Source organism: Sporosarcina sp. P29, from assembly GCF_002743265.1.
In the GTDB taxonomy this organism is placed as follows: Bacteria; Bacillota; Bacilli; order Bacillales_A; family Planococcaceae; genus Sporosarcina.
In genome coordinates this window covers 248792-268168 of sequence record NZ_PDYX01000002.1, presented here as the reverse complement: position 1 = coordinate 268168, position 19377 = coordinate 248792, and the positions used below count along the sequence as shown (strand labels likewise).

Here is a 19377-nt window from a genome sequence, read left to right as displayed (position 1 = left end):
TTCATTCGATAGGAAGTGTCACTTATGCTCAACTGGATTAAGTTTCTATTCCTATTTTTACTCGCGCTCGGGTTCACGATTACTATTGTCGTTTTCTATCAAGCAGAGAAACCGTTTGCTGCATCTGAAAACATAGTGAAAGAAGCTGTATTGGAAAATAATGTTCTTGAAAAAGTAGATAGGATGGATCATTTTCATGGTAAGACGTCATGGATTACCGTCTATGGTACAGATAAAAATAACCATGAAAAAATCATCTTTGTGGAAGAAAAGACGACGAAAATTCTGAAAGCCGTATCAATTAAAGATGGTATTACTAAGCGAAAAGCCACAGACATCGTAAAAAATGAGAAGAACGTTAAAAAAGTCCTCAATGCTTCATTGGGTATGGAAAATGACACTCCGTTTTGGGAAGTCAGCTATCTGGACGACGAGGATTTCTTAAACTACGCGTATCTGAATTTTGCAGATGGAAAATGGTTAAAGCGAATTTCAAAACTATAGAGAAAAATGGAATTAGGACTAAAAGGAGAGCGGTCAATTTGAGAAAGCAATTAGCGTCCAGAGTAAATACTTTATCACCATCTACAACATTAGCGATTACAGCGAAGGCAAAAGAAATGAAGGCAGCGGGCATCGATGTGATCGGACTCGGAGCTGGAGAACCTGATTATAACACGCCTAAAAACATCTTAGAAGCAGCGTATCAATCAATGAAGGATGGCAAGACGAAATATACTCCGGCCGGTGGTCTTCCGCAACTAAAGGATGCCATAATTGACAAATTGAAAAGAGACCAAGGATTGACATATACACGCAAGGAAGTGTTAGTCGGTATTGGAGCAAAGCATGTGCTCTATACACTTTTCCAAGTACTTCTGAATAAAGGTGACGAAGTCATCATCCCTTCTCCGTTTTGGGTGAGTTATCCTGAACAAGTGAAGCTCGCAGAAGGTACTCCTGTGTTCGTTGAAGGAACAGCTGCTGAGCAGTTCAAAGTATCAGCCAAGCAAATTCGTGATGCCATCACGGATCAAACAAAAGCCATCATCATCAACTCACCGGGTAATCCAACAGGTATGATTTATTCGAAAGAAGAACTCACAGCCATTGCAGAAGTTTGCCGTGAAAAAGATGTATGGATCATTTCGGATGAAATTTATGAAAAGCTTGTTTATGATGGTAAAGAGCATGTATCGATTGCGCAGCTTTCAGATGATGCCAAAGATCGTACATTCATTATTAATGGAGTATCGAAATCCCATTCAATGACAGGCTGGAGAATAGGATATATTGCGGGTAATGAAGAAGTAGTAAGCGCAATGACAAACCTCGCTAGCCATTCTACATCCAATCCGACAACGACTTCGCAATATGCAGCAATTGAAGCATATAACGGACCTCAAGACACTGTAGAAGTCATGCGGAAAGATTTTGAATCCCGTTTAAATCAAGCGTACCCCAAGCTTTCTGCTATCCCAGGTTTCAATGTATTGAAGCCACAAGGCGCATTTTATTTATTGCCAGACGTACAGGAAGCAGTAAAGAAAACTGGTTATGCCAACGTAGATGATTTTGCACAAGCATTATTGACAGAGGCTAAAGTTGCTGTCATTCCGGGTTCAGGATTCGGTTCAGATACTACGATCCGTCTTTCTTATGCCACATCGATCGATCAGCTGGAAGAAGGAATTACACGTATCGATCAGTTTGTAAGAGATCATTGGAAAGCGTAATACAGAAGCAACCAACAAGTTGCTGATGAGAGGAAGTTTCAAATATGCAGCAAGATGAGCGGCTGAAAATTTGGATGGAGCAGGGAAATGTTTCTATTTCCCAGCTCTTTTTTCAACATTATAAACAACTGCTGATTTCAGATAGTGACGCCATGGTATTATTGCATTTGATTGCATTTCAAGGAGCGGGGAACTATTTTCCAACGCCTACCGATATCGCGAATCGTATGCAACTGCAAGAGAAAGATGTAACGAATTGTCTACAACGTATGATGCAAAAAGGATTGTTTTCTATTGAGCAAAGTACCGATGAAAATAAAGTATTACATGAACAGTTTTCATTTTATCCTTTGTGGAAACGATTGATAGATGAAGTCGAAAAACAATCGATGGAAATCGAAGAAGAAGTGGTCAAGCATGAAGAGGGAGAAATCTTCTCGTTGTTTGAACAGGAATTTGGTCGCTTCCTATCCCCTATGGAATTTGAAACAATCGGTATGTGGATTGATAAAGATGGTCATTCAACGGAAATCATTCGCGCGGCATTAAGAGAAGCCGTATTAGCACAAAAAATGAGTTTGCGCTATATCGACAGAATTTTATTTGAATGGAAAAAGAAAAATGTAAAAACGATGCGTGATGTAGAAAAGCAGACTAAAGCGTTTCGTCCTACGACGGTAGCAACAACGCCGCAAGTGAAAACGACGATTAAAGATGTGCCTTTCTACAATTGGCTCGAAGAACGGGAGTAGGTGAGACGATGCTGACAAAAACACAGTGGCAAACATGCTTGCAAACGTTCGATGAGATGTTTCCCGAAGCACATTGTGAACTCGTTCATAAGAACGCTTTTGAATTGCTGATCGCGACACTTTTATCAGCGCAATGTACGGACGTATTAGTCAACCGAGTGACAGCAGAGCTATTTAAGAAATATAAGACACCGGAAGACTATTTAGCCGTACCCATTGAGGAATTACAGCAAGATATTCGTTCAATTGGTTTGTTCCGTAATAAATCAAAAAATATCCAAGCACTTAGCCTTCGTTTGATTGAAGAATTTGGGGGAGAAGTACCTCCTAATCGAGATATCATGATGACGTTGCCGGGTGTGGGCAGGAAAACAGCAAATGTCGTCGTGTCGAACGCGTTCGGTGTGCCGGCATTAGCTGTCGACACACATGTCGAACGTGTAGCGAAGAGATTAGGTATGAATCGCTGGAAAGATCGCCCGATTGATGTAGAAGAAAAAATCATGCGTTGGACGCCAATGGAACAGTGGACACAAACCCATCATCAAGTAATTTTCTTTGGTCGCTATCATTGCAAAGCGCAAAATCCCAATTGTCCAGAATGTCCGTTATTGGATTTATGCCGCGAAGGCCGGAAAAGGATGAAAGCGAAATGACACATGAACAATTAAAGAAAAACGTACAACAAGTACTCGATATATGGGGACAGCAAAAGCCTGAAGTAGAAAAGGCATACGCCGTAAATGATCCGCGTAAATTGGAATTAATACAACCAGCTATCGATCAACTCGAATGGATAGTTGAGCAAAGCGAAGAGCTTCAGAATCTACACACAGGAAAAATGTATCACGTACTCGCACCAAATAATTATGGGGAACGAATCGAGTTTATCAAAGTTCAAAAAAACAGTCATTATGCAGTCATACAGCTGACTATGCTGTATGATGAGATGAAAAAGAAAGCAGCGCGGTTACGTGTTCAACAGTAAATAAAAAGAGCGACTCTACACGTTGTTTGACGTGTGGAGTCGCTCTATTTTTAATTGGAAGAGGAGTCAGATGAAGTATCCCCGGCATCGTTAGGATTTTGACCTTGTCCTTGATTGCCTTGGTTCCCTTGATTTCCTTGTCCTTGGTTAGACTGACCCTGACCTTGGTTTTGATCCTGATTCTGGTCTTGGTCGTTCTGGTCGTTAGTTGAGTTATTGCCATCTGGATTGTTCGAGCCGTCTGGTTCTGATTGATCGGGCTCTTCATTGTCTATATCATTATTGTCTTCCGAATCATTTCCAGATTGATCATCCTCGTTATTGTTTTGATCATCTTGGTTTTCATCGGGTTCAACGATAGGCTCATCTTCAATGACCGGTTCATCAGCACCTTTTATCGAAAGGGAAGCTGTAGCCGATCCACTTGTATACCCGCCCATATTGGCACTGACATAGAATGTGTAGTTCTTACCGTACTCCACACCAGAGTATGTGGTTTGTTTATCGGATGTCGTCGTAATACTTTGTGGTCCACCCCCATCAACAGAAACACTGACGTTGAATGTGGGACTTCCGAGACTGCTGTATTTATTCGGCACATCGTAATTCCATTGTAATTGAACTGTATTGGAATTCGCATCGAATTGTGCAGTTAATCCATCCGGACTTGGAATTGAAACCTTTTCAGGAATTGATGCTTTTTTAGGTAATGTGCCTCTGACAAATAATTCATTACTGACGAGGTTACTATAAGTGAATGAACTAGCAAGCATAATAGGGTCGCTGCCTTTGACGATTGCTGCTTCTTCAACGGAGTCGGGTTGAACGAACGTACCTGGATCTTTGGCGATACTGCTCATAACATCTCTGAATAAATTTTGCGGTACATAGCGTCCATTGTCATAGGTCTTAATCGGTGAGAAATCTCCATACCCGCCCCATGTTGAAATGGTGTACTCGGTTGTATAGCCTGTGAACCACGTATCAGGCACAAAATGACTTTCCATATTGTCTTTTTTCATTTTTTTAGCTGAATAATTTGTTGTACCTGTCTTTCCGGCAATGTCCATATTGCTAATATTTGCTCGAGTACCTGTTGCTTCATACTCGGTAAGGACATCACGCAATACATCTGTAAGCATGTACGCAGTAGAATCTTTCATTGCAGTGACAGGGTCCGGACGTAAATTCTTTTCCGTCTTGCCGTCACGCAAGATCAGCTTATTGACAGTATGAGGTTTTGTATAAATACCTCCATTACCAAAAGCAGCATAAGCGCCTGCCATTTGAACTGTGGAGAATTCATCCCCGCCACCAAGCGCGTTGGAAGAATCTATATTTTTATACGTAAACCCAAGTTTCTTGGCAAAGGCTTCGGCTTTTTTCGGTCCTACTTGTTCAAACGTTTTGACTGCAGGTATATTTCTTGACCAATATAACGCCTGCCGCATAGTCAAAGTACCGAGGAATTTACCATCTGCGTTTCCAATGGCTGTACCTGAACCTTTATAGCTGTAAGGTTCATCGACTACCTTTTGACCTGTAGACCAATCTAGCTCTTCAATTGCCGGGCCATAAGATAAAATGGGCTTAATACTCGAACCTGGTGCACGTCTGACTTCGGCGAAATTCAAGTCACGCCCCGAATAATTGCGTCCACCACCAATAGCCACGATCGCACTTGTTTTCGTATCCAACACTGTCATACCGGCTTGCATTTCATCTGATTCATAATAGCTTGGATCATTGATTTTGGCTTCTACAGTTTCTTGTACTTTTGGATCTAAAGCAGTTTGAACTGTAACACCTTCAGATAAAAGATCCGTAAAACCTGCTGCTTCAATTTCATCTAGCACTGCATCTACATAAGCTGGGTATTTACCGAACACTTCGCGATTTTCTTCTGCTAATAAAGTGGAAGTAACTGGGACCTTTTTCGCTTCGTTCATTTCAGCTGTCGTGATTTTACCGTGACGTTCCATAAGTGTTAGTACAATATTGCGTCGCTTTTCTGAGCGCTCCGGATTCTTAAATGGATTATAGCCGTTAGGAGACTGTGGCATACCCGCGAGCATAGCCATTTCAGGTAACTCCAGTTCGCCTACTTTTTTACCGTAGAAGTAACTTGCACCTGTACCGATTCCGTAGCGAGTGCCTGACATAAGAACTTTATTGAAGTACATCTCGAAAATTTCTTCTTTTGTATATTCTTTTTCCAATTTGTGCGCAAGCCAAGCTTCCTGCGCTTTACGCTTTAATGTTTTTTCATTCTTCAGGAATGAGTTTTTGATGACTTGTTGTGTCAATGTCGAAGCACCTTGTGATCCGAACCCACTACGGAAGTTGGCAATAATTGCTCCTCCAAGACGATAAAAGTCAATTCCGCCATGCTTAAAGAATCGAATGTCTTCCGTAGCTAAAATAGCATCTTTCATTTGCTCGGGAATTTCCTTATACGGGACGAATTCCCGTTTCTCTGCACCGAACTTCATGAATACATCGCCATCTTTTGTCACGAAGTTCGAAGTCAGTGGATCTTTCAATAGCTCTTCGTCTAAATCAGGTGCAGTACTTGCATAATAAGCGAATAATGAAGCTCCGCCCACTAGCACTAAAAGAAACAGTGCTGCAATTCCTAAAAGGATTTTCTTCCATAATTCATTAGGAAGTTTCTTCTGCGGACGCTTCGGTTGCTCCTTCACTTGTTTCGATCTTCTTGCCGTTCTCGAGTTTATGTTATCACTCATAGTAGTTCCTGCCTTTCGCTTTCATTAATCTGTCTTGCGCTTCATCCAATCCGCCACGGCTTGTATATAATCTAGCCGAGGATGAAAACCGGTATTGATTTCGATAGATCGTTCTTCTATTTCAGATAACGTAATAGACTTTCTTCCGCCATCTTCCATGCGTTGCCACAGAGGATAGAATTCCTCAAAGGGCAGTAAGAAATATCGATCCAACAATGTAAAATTGACAATAAAAAAAGCAAGTCCGGATTGGTCGATTACTTGCTTCATATGCTGCACTTGATGCAAATGAATATTTTGCAGGGGCAAGGAAGTTTTGTTTTTTGTTTCCTTCGCTTCAAAGTCCACATAATATCCATTCCACACACCATTATAGTCAGTTGTCGAAGGTGTACGGAAATACGCTTCTGTGATCACCGCAGCACTTCTTGCAGGGTAGCGGACATTGACGATTTGTATGGGAACCGGCTTTTTATGGATGACGGCAAGACCATGCGCCAAATAGTATTCATTTGTGTCGTTGAGTTCGTCTTCTAATGATTTACCCCGATTACTAAAGGAGTAGTCATAGGTTTTCTTTTTCGTAGAAGACACGGAAGGATTGAACTTTTTTCCGTTTGGATAACGTATCGCCAATGTGACCACCTCGTACTCTACATCATATCATACCGACTATTAGACGAGTTACCAAAAAGAAAGTTTCCAACGTGTCAAAAGTAGTCAAATTGGTGACGTCTTGGAATGTTTGTTCGTAGAAAGTGGAGCTACAGTTGAATATCTGATAAAATGAGGGGAGTACATTGATTATAATGAATTCTAAAGGAGTTTTATATAAATGAGCAAGATTGAAGACACAAAGCTATTGCTGACAATTTGTGATGAATGCGAACAACGGTTTTATCATATGCGTGAGACGGATCATGATCCTGATTTCTTTGAAGAAGTGAAGCCATATGCCGATGTAAGTCACAAGGCAATCGCGCAGTGGGCGGAAGAGATGAAGGTGTGGATACAGAAGGAAAAGCCACGGTATGTGCATGAAGTACAAGTGGATTCACTGAAAGACTCGATGACACAATTCGTCGTCCAATCATTCTATAAAGCAACTGGAAAAAAACGTTTCATTCTATCTATCCGTGCGGCGCGCTATACATTGCAAACGGTTTTGGACGCAATGAACGCGGACCGGGGAGAGGACCGTGTGAATGAATAAACAAAGTATACCCGATACTATTCAAGAACTATTCGCAGACTCGCGCTTTGGGCCAAATATTGCCTATATCGAAACACTAAAAGAGCAAGAAGCCGTCACCGCGGAGTTTCCTCCAGTTTTACATTCGTCGATTCGTAAAGCGTTGGCAACGAAAGGGATCACACAGTTATATAGCCACCAGCGACAAGCGTTTGATGAAGTGCGTGAAGGTCACTCGATTACCGCTATAACGCCGACTGCCTCAGGGAAGTCACTTTGTTATCATTTGCCAGTATTGCAGTCGATTTTGGATGATCCATCTTCACGGGCTCTGTATTTATTCCCAACGAAAGCATTGGCACAAGATCAGTTAGCAGATTTGCATGATTTTATTGAAGCGAGTGGCGAAACGATTTTAAGTCATACGTATGACGGTGATACAGCACCTGGCTTGCGAACCAAAGTGAGAAAATCTGGACATATTATTTTAACGAACCCGGATATGCTTCACTCGGCCATACTGCCTCATCATACTAAATGGATTTCATTGTTCGAGAACTTGAAATATATCGTGGTCGATGAGCTCCATACGTATAAAGGTGTGTTCGGTAGTCATGTGGCGCATGTTTTAAGAAGATTACAGCGTATTTGTCGATTTTATGGCAGTGATCCAATTTTTATTTGTACGTCCGCAACGATTTCAAATGCCAAGGAATTGGCGGATAATTTGACGAATAAAGATATGGTGCTAATAGATCAGAATGGGGCACCACGCGGTAAGAAACATTTTGTGTTTTACAATCCGCCCATTGTTCACGATGTGTTTGGTATACGAAGAAGTGCAGTGCTTGTGGTCCGAGATCTTGGCGCATTTTTATATCAAAAGCATATTCAGACCATTATTTTTGCCCGAAGTCGTGTGCGTGTAGAAATGCTCGTGACTTATATGAAAGAGCTAACGAAGAAAAAGTTATTCGATAAAACTGTAATGGGCTATCGTGGCGGCTACTTACCATCAGAACGTAGAACAATCGAAAGTGGTTTGAAAAATGGTGATATTCGCACCGTAGTCAGTACAAACGCTTTGGAACTGGGTATTGATATCGGTCAATTGCAAGCGTGTATTATGACAGGTTACCCGGGAAATATTGCCAGTGCATTGCAACAAGCGGGTCGTGCGGGTAGACGCCAAGAAGATGCGCTAATTATTTATGTAGCGCAATCGATGCCACTTGATCAATATATTATTCAACATCCGCAATATTTGCTCGGAAGGCAACCGGAAGAGATTCATATTCACCCGGACAATATGCTGATATTGATGGATCATCTGAAATGTGCTTCATTCGAACTGCCATTTAGTTCAACTGAGACGTATGGTGAATTTGAAGTACAAGAATTATTAGCTTTTTTGCAAAGTGAAGGTGTGTTGTTACAAACATCGGATAAATGGCATTGGATGACCGATCGTTTTCCTGCTGGAGAAATCAGTTTACGGTCGGCTTCACAAGAAAATGTCATCATCATTGACCAGTCACTTCCGAAAGAAACGCGCGTCATTGGAGAGATGGACCGATTCAGCGCCATGACATTATTGCATGAAGAAGCAATTTATTTACATCAAGGAACGCAGTATCAAGTGGAGAAGTTGGATTGGGAAGAAAAGAAAGCGTATGTGACCGTCGTCGATGTCGATTATTTCACCGATGCCAATCTCGCGGTGGAACTGAAAGTAATCAGTGAAGACAAGCGAATGGAAGACGAGGAGCGTACGTTAGCTTACGGTGATTTAGCGGTACTCGCCATTCCGACCATCTTTAAGAAAATTAAGTTTGATACACATGACAATATTGGGTCAGGTCCGATCTCGTTGCCGGCGGAAGAAATGCATACGTCCGGTACATGGTTAACGTTCGATGTTCCCGAAGACTGGGAGAAGTCAGACTTGACCGATGCGATGACAGCTGCTGCCTACGCCATTCAGTCGTTAGTACCTCTATTCATCAAATGCGATCGAAATGATATCCATGTCGTGCCACAAGTGAAAGCGATTCACATGGAGCGACCGACATTCTTCATTTACGATAGTTATCCAGGTGGAATTGGTTTAAGTGAAAATATTTATAGTCGTTGGAAAGAATTATTGATGCTTGCAGCGGATCATGTAGCGGAATGTCGTTGTGAATATGGCTGTCCTGTTTGTATTGGAGCGCAGGAAGCAGGACAGAAGAATAACAAACACCGTGCACATAGCTTGCTAGTAGAGTTGGCCAAGTGAGTAGAAAAAGAGTCGAAGTGAATCACTTCGACTCTTTTTTTATGGATAAAAAGAAATAAGTAAATAAATTCATGAAAATCAAAAAACTTCCCGACTCTCTAACCAAACTGAGGTATATTCTGATAATATGAATATGTACAACTATCAGACTAGTAAAAATGGGGAGGTAAAAACAGATGAATAAAAGAAAAGTTCATAGGTTTGGTGCGACATTTGCTGTCGCTAGCGCCATTGTAATGGCAGGGGGTTCTGTTAGTGCAGCAGAGCAATGGTATACCGACGTATCAAAGGATAACACCCATTATGAAGCAATTAAAGCGTTGACGGATCAACAAATCATTAGTGGATATCCCGGAAATCAGTTTAAGCCTGGGAATTCAATCGAACGACGTCACGCGGCGTTAATTTTGGCAAAGTTAGGGGACTTTGAAGAACCGAATAATGTGGCGGATGCATTAAAAAAGTTTAAAGATATTTCAGCGGACAGTTTCTACGCGAAAGAAATGGCAACTCTAGCGAACGCGAATGTGTTTAAAGGGGACTCAAATGGCAATTTTAAACCGACAGCAGCCCTCACGCGTCAACAAATGGCGAATGTTCTAGTGAATGCATTGGATCTTGAAAAATACGATACAGGCAAAAAAGTGACAATCAACTTATCAAATGTAGGAGAGTCCCATAAAAGAGGTGTGCAAATCCTTGCGAATCTCGGCTTGACCGATCAACTGACTAATTTCAGACCGAACGAGCCTGTTACACGGGGCGCATTCTCATCATTCATTCACCGTGCCAACCAATTAAATCCAGGTGATTTCACATTATCATTGATGCATATGAATGACTCGCATGCACGCGTTGCGGAAATGCCCAAAGCCATAACTGCTATTAAAGAAGTGCGAGATAAAAAGCCCGATGCATTGCTTCTTCACGGCGGAGATGTATTCTCAGGAACATTGTATTTCTCAGAGTTTGAAGGACAAGCCGATCTAGAATTGATGAATTTAATGGGTTTGGATGCAATGGTATTTGGTAATCATGAATTTGATTTAGGCGACAGTATAAATGGCCACCAATCATTGGCGAATTTTGTGAAAGGCGCCAACTTCCCTGTAATCGGCACCAACATAGATTTTTCCAAAGACCCAGCTATGAAAAATCTAGTAAGTGAAACGGAATTTACAAGTACGCCAGCATTGGGAGAAATTCATAAAGGCTTGATCAAAGAAGTGAATGGGGAAAAAGTTGGAATCTTTGGATTGACTACAGAAAGTACGGCATTTGTCGCTAGTCCAGGAGCAGTAGAGTTTTTGGATTATAAAGAGTCAGCTGAAAAAGCCGTAGCTTACTTTGAGAGTCAAGGAATCAATAAAATTATTTCTGTAAATCATCTAGGATTTGATAGTGACCCATCTGTAGGGAATGATTTACTTCTAGCTCAAGCCGTTGATGGGATTGATATTATTGTAGGTGGTCATTCACATACGAAATTAACAGAACCGGTCATTGTCGATAAAAATGTAAGTGGAGAAAGCAAAGATCCTACAGTTATAGTTCAAGCTGATCAATATTTGACTCATCTTGGAACTTTGGATGTAGAATTTGATAATCAAGGTGTCATTACAGGGCATGCTGGTGAATTAATCAGCTTAAAAGACAAAGCGAATGATGCAGAGGCAGCGAAAGCACTTCTGAAGTATTCGGGCAAAATCGATGAAACGTTTGGTAAAGAAATTGGCGCAACATTAGAAGTAGATCTACCAAATCCGAGAAGTCGCGGAGATGAAGGTCCGACTGATAGTGTCCGTGCCAATGAAACAGCACTTGGTAACTTAGTAACAGACGGAATGCTTGAGAAAGCGAAAGAATATGATGTGAAAACAGTCATTGCTCTGCAAAATGGTGGTGGAATCCGCAACCATTTGAATAAAGGACAAGTCACAGTCGGAGCAGTAATTGAAGTACTACCATTTGGTAATACATTATCTCTTGTCACGCTAACAGGTGCAGAAATCAAAAATACGCTTGAGCATAGTGTGCGAAACTCTCCTAATGAAGAGGGCGGTTTCTTGCATATGTCCGGAATGAAGATGACATTTGACAGTAGTAAAGAAGTAGGCAAACGTGTTCAAACTATGCAAGTAAAGATGAATGATGAGTTTGTTGATGTCGAGATGGATAAAGAATACGTGATCACGACAAATGCCTTTACAGCAAGAGGCGGAGATGGGTTTAAAGTTCTTGGAGAAGCCTATGAAAATGGACGTGTAACTGATCTCGGTTTAGACGACTGGGTCAACTTACGCGATCATATGATCAAGCTTGGGACAGTTAAGCCTGAGATTGAAGGACGAATTATTGATTTGAATAAGTAATGTGTGTTCACTGATAAGTGCTAGTTCTTAATCTAACGGGTTTGGAACATGCGAAGGAAACGTTAAAAAGTATAGCAAATGAGGACGCAAATTCACAGGTGAATTTGCGTCCTTCTTGTCGTTGAACTAACATTTTTATGCTACATATTGCTGAATCACTTGCTCTCTCTATCGAAACCGTCTTCGTATCCAAACCTTCCCATACTCGTTGGACATTAAGCTTTACAACGTATCCACATTCTTTTCCATCTGTTTGCGATTAGACCATTTATGTGGAATAAAAGTTACATACGTCAATTTTTTGGGGCTACTGTACAAACGTTTTTTCAATTCGTTTATCTGGGATGAACCAAATAATTGCCACTACTAAATACAAACCATACGAAACAGCCGGTACCCAAAATGCAAATACTACCCCAGTGACATACAGTAGCATGGACACTTTACCTTTCCAGTCAAAACCTATTTCTTTCGCTAAATCTGATTCTGTCCCTTCGCATTGAACGACTTGGTTTTGTAAGAATAAGTACGACACAGCACAAAGGAAAAGAATCACACCATAAAATAATGTTGGGACCGCTTCTAACGGGTTCATTCCTACCCAAGCGGTCGAAAACGGAATGAGCGACATCCAAAATAACCAATGCAAATTACTCCACAGTACGTGTCCGTTCAAACGTGTTAATTTATGAACCAAGTGGTGATGATTGTTCCAGTAAATACCGACATATACGAAACTTAACATATAACTGACGATGGTCGGTATCAATATAAGGAATGCTTCTTTATCTATGGCGGTTGGTGGCTTCAGCTCTAAAACCATGATCGTAATGATGATTGCTAGTACACCATCACTAAATGCTTCCATACGACTTGTCTTCATGTAGTGACACTCCTTTTATCCTTCTTCTTTCTATTCACAAATTTTCTCTCTTTCAAACAGTCATCACGTTATTTTTTTATAGTATCCCTGTAACTCTTTAATATGGAATACTCAGGAACATGTAATTATAAATATGATGATAATTATCAATTGTCCTGAAAAAAAATTACTAGATGTATCCTTTCCGCACTATGCCTCTATATAGCATATGAGGAGATGAAAATGTATCTCTTACATTTGATTTCATTAGGAGGACACTATATGTATTTATTACTCGATGAACCATCATTTACATTGCAAACAACCTTAGTTATGGAAGTAGGATTTAATGAAGCCTTTTTACTGCAGCATCTACATTATCGTTCGCTTATATCAAAAAATGTACGGGACGGGTATAAATGGGTATATAAAACGTATGAAGACTGGAAAGAAGAAATCCCATTTTGGTCACTCAATAAAATCCGACGTACTATTTACAGTTTAGAGTCACAAGGTTATCTGATTTCCAATTCTTCATACAATAAAATGAAAATTGACAGAACGAAATGGTATCGCGTCGATTATACGAAGCCAATCTTTCAAATTCAAAATGGTACGGTGGACGTTTCAGATTGAAACAAGTACGGCACAAATGGAAACGACGGATATACTCGAAATGGTCAAATGGAGTGATCCAAACTGGGCAAACCTATTACCAATGTATTATTAAGTAAATGAAGAATAAAGATAGTGTCGAGATGAATCTCGACGCTGCATCCTTTGTAATACATTAAAACCAAATGACCTGTTCATTTATAGAATATAGGGTAGAAGAATTAGGAGAACCGAATAGGAGGAGATCAATATGCCAGTTCAAATCAAGCGGGTTTATGAAGATGCAGAGAAAACTGATGGATTGCGAGTGCTAGTGGATCGTCTATGGCCACGTGGAATGAGTAAGGAAGATGCACATGTGGATGAATGGCTGAAAGAAGTAGGACCGAGCAAGGAACTTCGTCAATGGTTTGGTCATGATCCTGATAAATTTGAAGGTTTTAAGAAAAAGTATAAAGAAGAATTGAAAAACAATGAAGAACAGCAAGAAGAGTTAGATAAACTGAAGGATTGGACGAAGAAACATAAGAAGAATATCACGCTAGTATTTGGAGCGAAAGATGAAATCAATAATCAAGCTGTCGTATTAAAAGAAATCTTGGATCATCAGCAAGTGGAGTGATCAAATACAAATACTCGCTGTTCAAGGAAATAAACACTTGAACAGTGAGTATCAATATATCGAGCTACTGTTCATTTATTTCGTATCGTTAGCAAATATTGTGCGTTCGTTACAATGAGTATGAGTCCTACAATGAAAATAGAGAATAACTGGGAATCCCCCGTGCCCACGGAGTACAGAATAAATAACATCAATGCGATAATCAATGACAGATTCATCGTGTTAAACGTTTTATAATAGCCTTGAAGCATAACGAATCTCTCGCCTTCATCTGAAGCGGCTAGCAATTTCTTAGCAAAGTTTTTCTCAGAAGCCGAGGGAAGATCACGGTCCGGATAAACAATTTTCATCAAACCGGGGACCAACATGGAAAATATGATGGATATTAGTAGGACGCCTCCGGAAGTTAGTAATAACCACGTTGGCTGATCGGTGATGATAGAGACGCCAAGAGCCATGATACTTACGATCAGCGCGATGGTATTACATAAATTTAGGTCACTGAATCGTTTATACTGCCAAACATCGCGTTCATCTTCGTCAACACCCGTCAGAGGAAGATGGGCATTCTTTTTCATTTGAGCAGAACTGACAGCACTGTAGACAAAAAGCAATAAAGTGATTGCGATCAACACACTATTCACCTCAAATCCAATGGGCGGAAAGCCTGCCTTGAAGTCAATAGATAACGCGGCATACATTCCAAAAAATCCAACTGCAGCTCCGATCAGTGTCCAAATGATTATTCTCATTATAATTCCTCCTCCTCAAAAATAAAAATGCTTTCAATTGTTTCATCGAAAATATGTGCAATCCGTTTCGCTATAAGCAAGGAAGGCACAAATTCTTCCCTTTCAATTAAGCTAATCGTTTGCCTAGATACTTTTGCTCGCTTGGCAAGTTCCGTTTGGTTAAGCCCGTCACGCGCTCTTAATTCTTTTAATCTTGTTCTCACTAGCCTCACCTCTTCATTGTATTGTAATGTATGGTATTCATCTTGACAACTACATTTGTCAAGGTGACTATTTTACACGTCGTTTTATACTCTGTATACCGTATTTAATATGGTTTTTAACTAGCAAAATAGGGTACATTAAACGGAATGGTTACTTAGGCAGTAAGGAAACGGAGATGAGGTCTATGCTCACAAGATTACTCGTGAAGATGCGTGAAAGTATTTGGTTTATTCCGAGCGTTTATACGACATTTGCCTCTATTCTTGCGCTCGCAACGGTATTAGTCGACACGAAGTATAACAACGCCCTGAAAGAATACATACCTAGTTATTTCAGGACAACAGTGGATTTGGCACAAACTATTTTAGGTACGTTATCAGGTGCATTGCTAACTATGACAACCGTTACGTTCTCAACCATCATGGTCGTGCTGACGATGTACTCTTCACAATTTTCACCCCGTGCACTTCAAAACTTCTTGAATAAATCATCTACCCAACGTGTACTAGGAATCTTTATGGGTGGCTTTGTTTATACGATATTATCGTTATTATTTATGCGCAAAGCATCCATTAACCACGAAGTGATTTCCGCTTCTGTCGGAGTCGTGCTTGCGGTGATTTGTCTTGCATTCTTTGCGTTTTTTATACATAACGTCGGAACTTCGGTTCAAGTCAGTCGGTTAATTCGTGAATTAACCGAAGATGTGCTAACTGCGCTCAAAAGTGAGAAAAAAGGAATGAAAGAAAATCGTGTCGTTTGGAGTGATGAAAAACCATTCTTCATGCAGAGTTTTCCTTTTGTAACGGAACTCAAGAGTCATGATTTTGGATACATACAATATATCGAGTATGAAAAATTGACAGAATGGGCGATTGATCATCATGCCATTGTAGATGTCGTGAAGCCAATTGGAGCTTTTTGCGGATCACATACGAGCCTAGCTACTGTATATTCTCAGAAAGAACTTGCTGTTGACGATCTTTCATCGCATTTCGTATTAGGTGAAGAACGCTCAATTTTACAAGATGTAGAGTATGGCATCGAAAAGATCGTGGAAATTGCGTTGCGTGCGCTTTCTCCAGGAATCAATGACCCTAATACCGCAATCCGGTGTATTCATTCGATAGGGGAAGTGTTGCAGCGAGCTACTTTGTTGCCAGGGGGAGTCGCGGTGACGTATACCGAGGAGAACCAACCAAGTATAGTGGCGGTATATCCAAGTACGCGAGACTATTTCTATGCAGCGTTCAGTCAAATTAGTTATTACGGTAAAGAAGATGCAAGTATTCTTAATGCTTTACTAGACGCACTACTGTATATTGCAATATATTCGGAAGATCAAGAGACAAAAGATCTAGTGTTGTTGATGTCCAATTATGTGTGGAACCATTTTACTCATTCAGTACTTGAGTCATTGGATAGTTCAAGGTTACAAGAGAAACTTCAAGTCATCCATGAACTAACGAAGTGAATAAAGCGGTGAATGTCTAATAGGCATTCACCGCTTTTACTAGCTATCCATATGCTTTCTGATGTGCTTTTTTTCGCTTAATATAATCTTCATCTTCGCGGATAGCGTCCCATCGTTCTTTGAAAATTTGTGCAGACTTTGCTTTAACAGGATCCATATCGCGCTCTTTTACCGTTCCGTCTTCATTATATTTCCGTCCGCTTTTATGATTTGCATAGCGACGTGCACGGGTATATCCCATTTGAATGAATTTACGCGCCATATCCATTCCAACGAAGTCTTCCTGCTTTCGATACTCTTCAAAAAGTTCATAAATTTGAGTGGCAGACTCTTTCGCGATTTCGGGTGTTTTAAAACGCCAATGCGGTAAAATTTCACTTTTATAAGGTTCAACGAGCAACACACCTTGTTCGCCTCTTCCTACTCTATATAATTCTGGGTTTTTGCGTAAGTCTAACGTACTGTAATCTAAGTCGTAATTGAATGGCATATCCTCACATCCTTTTTTCTCTACAGTACCCTGGAAAGAACTACAAAAAACGTGAAAATTAATTATGTAAAATTCTTTACAACAGAACACACATTCTTTATACTGGAGTAAAAGGGAGGGAACGAATGTGCGGTCTTCATTAGAAAAGGCATTACGATATGGTGATATTCTCGAAGTGATGTACCAAGCGAAAGATGGCTCCATTAGCAAACGAAAAATTCGTGTACTGAATCTACATGGTAAAACATTTACAGCGTACTGTTTTCTGCGAAACTCTAAACGAACTTTCCTGATCGACCAAGTACTGGCAGTCGTTCCTGTAAGAGAGAAAGAAACGGTAATCGTTTAATCGAATAAATATAGAAGGAATACAAGCGATCTATCCGGTTTTCAAGGATGCATCGCTTTTTTCAATGTTCGAGATAAGATGTATTAAAACGTTTGAAAATCAAATTTCATATACATCTAGACATATCATGTATAATTTAGAGCAATACGATCATTTCTGAGGTGAAGTTATGATAGACCAGAATGTAACTAAAGAGAAATTTAATAGGTTATATAGACAAGGGGTTCAACATATAGTGGATAGCCAACAATTAGAGGAACAGATAGATGAGTTGAATCGTCATGTCATATGAGCAGAAACTGATGGCGATGAAGTCGCTGTTAAAAAAGACGACAGTTGTTCAGGAAGTGGAAGAGACGTTCAAGACGCCACCAGCACCAAACTATGAAAAACGCTGGCTGACGACAGGTATGGAGAAAATTGAAAATGAATTCGGTGTCGTGTATAAGCGTGTTATTCATTATCCGCTCGATACGATGCATGGGGACTTTCGCTTGGGCGATGTGAAGCAAAAGTTGCTAAAGTGGTCTGAAGCGGATTACATGCATCCTTTATCGCCAAACGCCGGTAAGTTGTTATTTTTTGATACGGAGACAACAGGTTTAAAAGGCGCTGGAGCTGTCATTTTTTTAATTGGACTGTTGGAATTACAGTCCGATGAATTCGTCATGACACAGTATGTGTTGCCGAATCCAGATCATGAAGCGGCATTTCTGTATGCTTCAGAATTATGGAGAGAAGGACTAACACTCGTCACCTATAACGGGAAAAGTTTTGACTTCCCTCAACTCCAGACACGTTGGTCATTGCATAGGAAGCTATTGCCGCCACTGCCTGTACCGCATCAAATTGATTTGTTACATGGATCGCGTCGAATTTGGAAAGGGCAGATGGAATCATTCAAGTTGACCGAAGTAGAGCGAACGCAGCTAGGCTTTCACCGGAAAGATGATATACCTGGCCATATGGCACCTATTATTTATCAAGATGCGGTGAAAAATGGTCGTGCAGAAATTTTAATGAAAGTCATGTGGCATAATGAATGGGATATTCTGTCGCTTGTGACACTGTTTAGTCTGTCTACGGATATTGTCATGGAGGAAACTAGTCAGCAAAATGCTCAAATCGCAACGAATATCGCCAAATGGTTTCAAGATCTTGGTTTGAAAGATCATAGTTTTTCAGAACTTCAACGAATTGCGGAAGTCTACGGGACGAGTTATCCTATGACGCATTATCATCTAGGATTTTTATTGAAGCGCCATAAAGAATTCGACAGGGCCATTCAGTCATTTGACATCGTCGCCACGCATGGCGCAGGCAGGGAGCAAGTACTAGCTAATGAGGAACTAGCAAAATTATACGAACACCAAATAAAGGATTATTCGCTGGCATATGAGCACATACTACGTGCGGATCAATTATTGCAACAATCCAATGATTTCACGCTGCGCTTCAGTAATCGGATGAAGAAATCTTTAGAAAAACGGGAAATGCGAGTGAATAGAAAGTTATTTCCTGGGCAAGCGCAAGAAGCGACAGATGAAGAACAATAGTCTTTTTCAGTAAGACAAAGAATGACAACATATGCTATAATGACCTTATGGAATCATAGACGGAAGGACGTTTTGTCATGGAATTTAAGCTAGATACGAAAACGATTTTGGAAAAAGAATTTAAGCAAGCCATTCGGGGTTATAAGCAAGAAGAAGTGGACTGGTTTTTGGATGATGTCATTCAAGATTATGAAACATTCAAAAAAGAAATTGCACGTCTACAAGAAGAGAATACTAGATTGAAGTCTGAAGTCAATTCTTCTCAAAGACGCTCTGCAACACCGGCTCCTCAAACGACGAATATTGATATCATTCAACGCATCGCGAACCTAGAAAGAGAAGTATTTGGCGACAAACTAGTTCAGCCTGAAGAATAAAAATTTTACCT

The 19377-nt window shown here is 40.4% G+C and carries 20 protein-coding genes; 14 read left to right on the top strand and 6 right to left on the bottom strand.

Going from position 1 to position 19377, the window contains the following annotated elements; translation table 11 throughout:
- The first annotated feature begins 24 nt into the window (after positions 1-24).
- Genes CSV68_RS03215 through CSV68_RS03195 form a run of 5 tightly spaced genes read left to right on the top strand, consistent with a single transcriptional unit; the run spans position 25 to position 3476 of the window.
- Complete coding sequence (locus tag CSV68_RS03215; RefSeq protein WP_099634698.1) at positions 25-504, top strand: cell wall elongation regulator TseB-like domain-containing protein; 480 nt, start codon at positions 25-27, stop codon at positions 502-504.
- Positions 505-542: 38 nt separating this feature from the next.
- Positions 543-1736, top strand: a complete 1194-nt coding sequence (locus CSV68_RS03210; protein ID WP_233192850.1) for a pyridoxal phosphate-dependent aminotransferase — start codon at positions 543-545, stop codon at positions 1734-1736.
- Between the two features lie 44 nt (positions 1737-1780).
- A complete protein-coding gene (locus tag CSV68_RS03205) occupies positions 1781-2488 on the top strand; it encodes a DnaD domain-containing protein (RefSeq protein WP_099634700.1) in 708 nt (235 codons plus the stop codon).
- An 8-nt stretch (positions 2489-2496) separates the two neighbouring features.
- Positions 2497-3144, top strand: coding sequence for an endonuclease III (nth, locus tag CSV68_RS03200; protein ID WP_099634701.1), 648 nt, complete (start codon positions 2497-2499; stop codon positions 3142-3144).
- Complete coding sequence (locus CSV68_RS03195) at positions 3141-3476, top strand: YpoC family protein (RefSeq protein WP_099661446.1); 336 nt, start codon at positions 3141-3143, stop codon at positions 3474-3476. Before nth ends, CSV68_RS03195 begins: the two co-directional genes overlap by 4 nt.
- A 50-nt stretch (positions 3477-3526) precedes the next feature.
- Here the strand turns inward: CSV68_RS03195 and CSV68_RS03190 are convergent, their stop codons facing one another.
- On the bottom strand, positions 3527-6223 hold the full coding sequence (locus CSV68_RS03190) for a transglycosylase domain-containing protein (protein WP_233192849.1): 2697 nt from the start codon (positions 6221-6223) through the stop codon (positions 3527-3529).
- Positions 6224-6247: 24 nt separating this feature from the next.
- Positions 6248-6859 (bottom strand): Holliday junction resolvase RecU, encoded by a 612-nt coding sequence (gene recU, locus CSV68_RS03185; RefSeq protein ID WP_099661445.1) that lies wholly within the window; start codon positions 6857-6859, stop codon positions 6248-6250.
- A gap of 199 nt (positions 6860-7058) precedes the next feature.
- On the opposite strand from recU, the gene CSV68_RS03180 reads away from it, so the two are divergent.
- From CSV68_RS03180 to CSV68_RS03170, 3 genes are all read left to right on the top strand, one after another.
- A complete protein-coding gene (locus tag CSV68_RS03180; protein ID WP_099634705.1) occupies positions 7059-7436 on the top strand; it encodes a YppE family protein in 378 nt (125 codons plus the stop codon).
- Positions 7429-9693, top strand: a complete 2265-nt coding sequence (locus tag CSV68_RS03175) for a DEAD/DEAH box helicase (protein ID WP_099661444.1) — start codon at positions 7429-7431, stop codon at positions 9691-9693. The genes CSV68_RS03180 and CSV68_RS03175 overlap by 8 nt, the downstream gene beginning before the upstream one ends.
- A 176-nt stretch (positions 9694-9869) precedes the next feature.
- The gene (locus CSV68_RS03170) at positions 9870-12065 is read left to right on the top strand and encodes a 5'-nucleotidase C-terminal domain-containing protein (RefSeq protein ID WP_099661443.1); all 2196 of its coding nucleotides are present in this window, start codon (positions 9870-9872) and stop codon (positions 12063-12065) included.
- 307 nt (positions 12066-12372) lie between these two features.
- Here CSV68_RS03170 and CSV68_RS03165 read toward each other — a convergent pair whose 3' ends face one another.
- Positions 12373-12948 carry a TMEM175 family protein gene (locus CSV68_RS03165; protein ID WP_099634708.1) on the bottom strand — a complete coding sequence of 192 codons (576 nt, stop codon included), beginning with the start codon at positions 12946-12948 and terminating at the stop codon, positions 12373-12375.
- A 261-nt stretch (positions 12949-13209) separates the two neighbouring features.
- On the opposite strand from CSV68_RS03165, the gene CSV68_RS03160 reads away from it, so the two are divergent.
- Together CSV68_RS03160 and CSV68_RS03155 are read left to right on the top strand one after the other, a co-directional pair.
- A complete protein-coding gene (locus tag CSV68_RS03160; protein ID WP_099634709.1) occupies positions 13210-13563 on the top strand; it encodes a hypothetical protein in 354 nt (117 codons plus the stop codon).
- Between the two features lie 229 nt (positions 13564-13792).
- Positions 13793-14164, top strand: a complete 372-nt coding sequence (locus tag CSV68_RS03155; RefSeq protein WP_099661442.1) for a DUF488 domain-containing protein — start codon at positions 13793-13795, stop codon at positions 14162-14164.
- A 71-nt stretch (positions 14165-14235) separates the two neighbouring features.
- Here CSV68_RS03155 and CSV68_RS03150 read toward each other — a convergent pair whose 3' ends face one another.
- Positions 14236-14916, bottom strand: coding sequence for a DUF3169 family protein (locus CSV68_RS03150; protein WP_099661441.1), 681 nt, complete (start codon positions 14914-14916; stop codon positions 14236-14238).
- Entirely contained in the window at positions 14916-15119 is a 204-nt protein-coding gene (locus CSV68_RS03145; RefSeq protein WP_099661440.1) for a helix-turn-helix transcriptional regulator, read from the bottom strand. Before CSV68_RS03145 ends, CSV68_RS03150 begins: the two co-directional genes overlap by 1 nt.
- A 185-nt stretch (positions 15120-15304) precedes the next feature.
- Here CSV68_RS03145 and CSV68_RS03140 point away from each other — a divergent pair, with 185 nt between their 5' ends.
- Positions 15305-16594: a DUF2254 domain-containing protein gene (locus tag CSV68_RS03140; RefSeq protein WP_158233483.1), complete on the top strand. Its 1290-nt coding sequence runs from the start codon at positions 15305-15307 to the stop codon at positions 16592-16594.
- 43 nt (positions 16595-16637) lie between these two features.
- On the opposite strand, the gene CSV68_RS03135 is transcribed toward CSV68_RS03140, so the two are convergent.
- Positions 16638-17084 carry a DUF4385 domain-containing protein gene (locus tag CSV68_RS03135; RefSeq protein WP_099634714.1) on the bottom strand — a complete coding sequence of 149 codons (447 nt, stop codon included), beginning with the start codon at positions 17082-17084 and terminating at the stop codon, positions 16638-16640.
- Positions 17085-17211: 127 nt separating this feature from the next.
- Here CSV68_RS03135 and CSV68_RS03130 point away from each other — a divergent pair, with 127 nt between their 5' ends.
- The 3 genes from CSV68_RS03130 (at position 17212) to gpsB (ending at position 19366) form a co-directional block, all read left to right on the top strand.
- Positions 17212-17433 (top strand): transcriptional regulator, encoded by a 222-nt coding sequence (locus CSV68_RS03130; protein WP_099634715.1) that lies wholly within the window; start codon positions 17212-17214, stop codon positions 17431-17433.
- 281 nt (positions 17434-17714) lie between these two features.
- Complete coding sequence (locus CSV68_RS03125; RefSeq protein ID WP_099661438.1) at positions 17715-18989, top strand: ribonuclease H-like domain-containing protein; 1275 nt, start codon at positions 17715-17717, stop codon at positions 18987-18989.
- Between the two features lie 77 nt (positions 18990-19066).
- Entirely contained in the window at positions 19067-19366 is a 300-nt protein-coding gene (gpsB, locus tag CSV68_RS03120) for a cell division regulator GpsB (protein ID WP_099634717.1), read from the top strand.
- Positions 19367-19377 lie beyond the last annotated feature (11 nt).

Bases quoted from the DNA above. Each gene is read 5' to 3' on its own strand.
- CSV68_RS03215 (WP_099634698.1), top strand. From the start codon at position 25: ATGCTCAACTGGATTAAGTTTCTATTCCTATTTTTACTCGCGCTCGGG.
- CSV68_RS03205 (WP_099634700.1), top strand. From the start codon at position 1,781: ATGCAGCAAGATGAGCGGCTGAAAATTTGGATGGAGCAGGGAAATGTT.
- nth (WP_099634701.1), top strand. From the start codon at position 2,497: ATGCTGACAAAAACACAGTGGCAAACATGCTTGCAAACGTTCGATGAG.
- CSV68_RS03195 (WP_099661446.1), top strand. From the start codon at position 3,141: ATGACACATGAACAATTAAAGAAAAACGTACAACAAGTACTCGATATA.
- CSV68_RS03190 (WP_233192849.1), bottom strand. From the start codon at position 6,223: ATGAGTGATAACATAAACTCGAGAACGGCAAGAAGATCGAAACAAGTG.
- CSV68_RS03180 (WP_099634705.1), top strand. From the start codon at position 7,059: ATGAGCAAGATTGAAGACACAAAGCTATTGCTGACAATTTGTGATGAA.
- CSV68_RS03175 (WP_099661444.1), top strand. From the start codon at position 7,429: ATGAATAAACAAAGTATACCCGATACTATTCAAGAACTATTCGCAGAC.
- CSV68_RS03170 (WP_099661443.1), top strand. From the start codon at position 9,870: ATGAATAAAAGAAAAGTTCATAGGTTTGGTGCGACATTTGCTGTCGCT.
- CSV68_RS03165 (WP_099634708.1), bottom strand. From the start codon at position 12,948: ATGAAGACAAGTCGTATGGAAGCATTTAGTGATGGTGTACTAGCAATC.
- CSV68_RS03160 (WP_099634709.1), top strand. From the start codon at position 13,210: ATGTATTTATTACTCGATGAACCATCATTTACATTGCAAACAACCTTA.
- CSV68_RS03155 (WP_099661442.1), top strand. From the start codon at position 13,793: ATGCCAGTTCAAATCAAGCGGGTTTATGAAGATGCAGAGAAAACTGAT.
- CSV68_RS03150 (WP_099661441.1), bottom strand. From the start codon at position 14,916: ATGAGAATAATCATTTGGACACTGATCGGAGCTGCAGTTGGATTTTTT.
- CSV68_RS03140 (WP_158233483.1), top strand. From the start codon at position 15,305: ATGCTCACAAGATTACTCGTGAAGATGCGTGAAAGTATTTGGTTTATT.
- CSV68_RS03135 (WP_099634714.1), bottom strand. From the start codon at position 17,084: ATGCCATTCAATTACGACTTAGATTACAGTACGTTAGACTTACGCAAA.
- CSV68_RS03125 (WP_099661438.1), top strand. From the start codon at position 17,715: ATGTCATATGAGCAGAAACTGATGGCGATGAAGTCGCTGTTAAAAAAG.
- gpsB (WP_099634717.1), top strand. From the start codon at position 19,067: ATGGAATTTAAGCTAGATACGAAAACGATTTTGGAAAAAGAATTTAAG.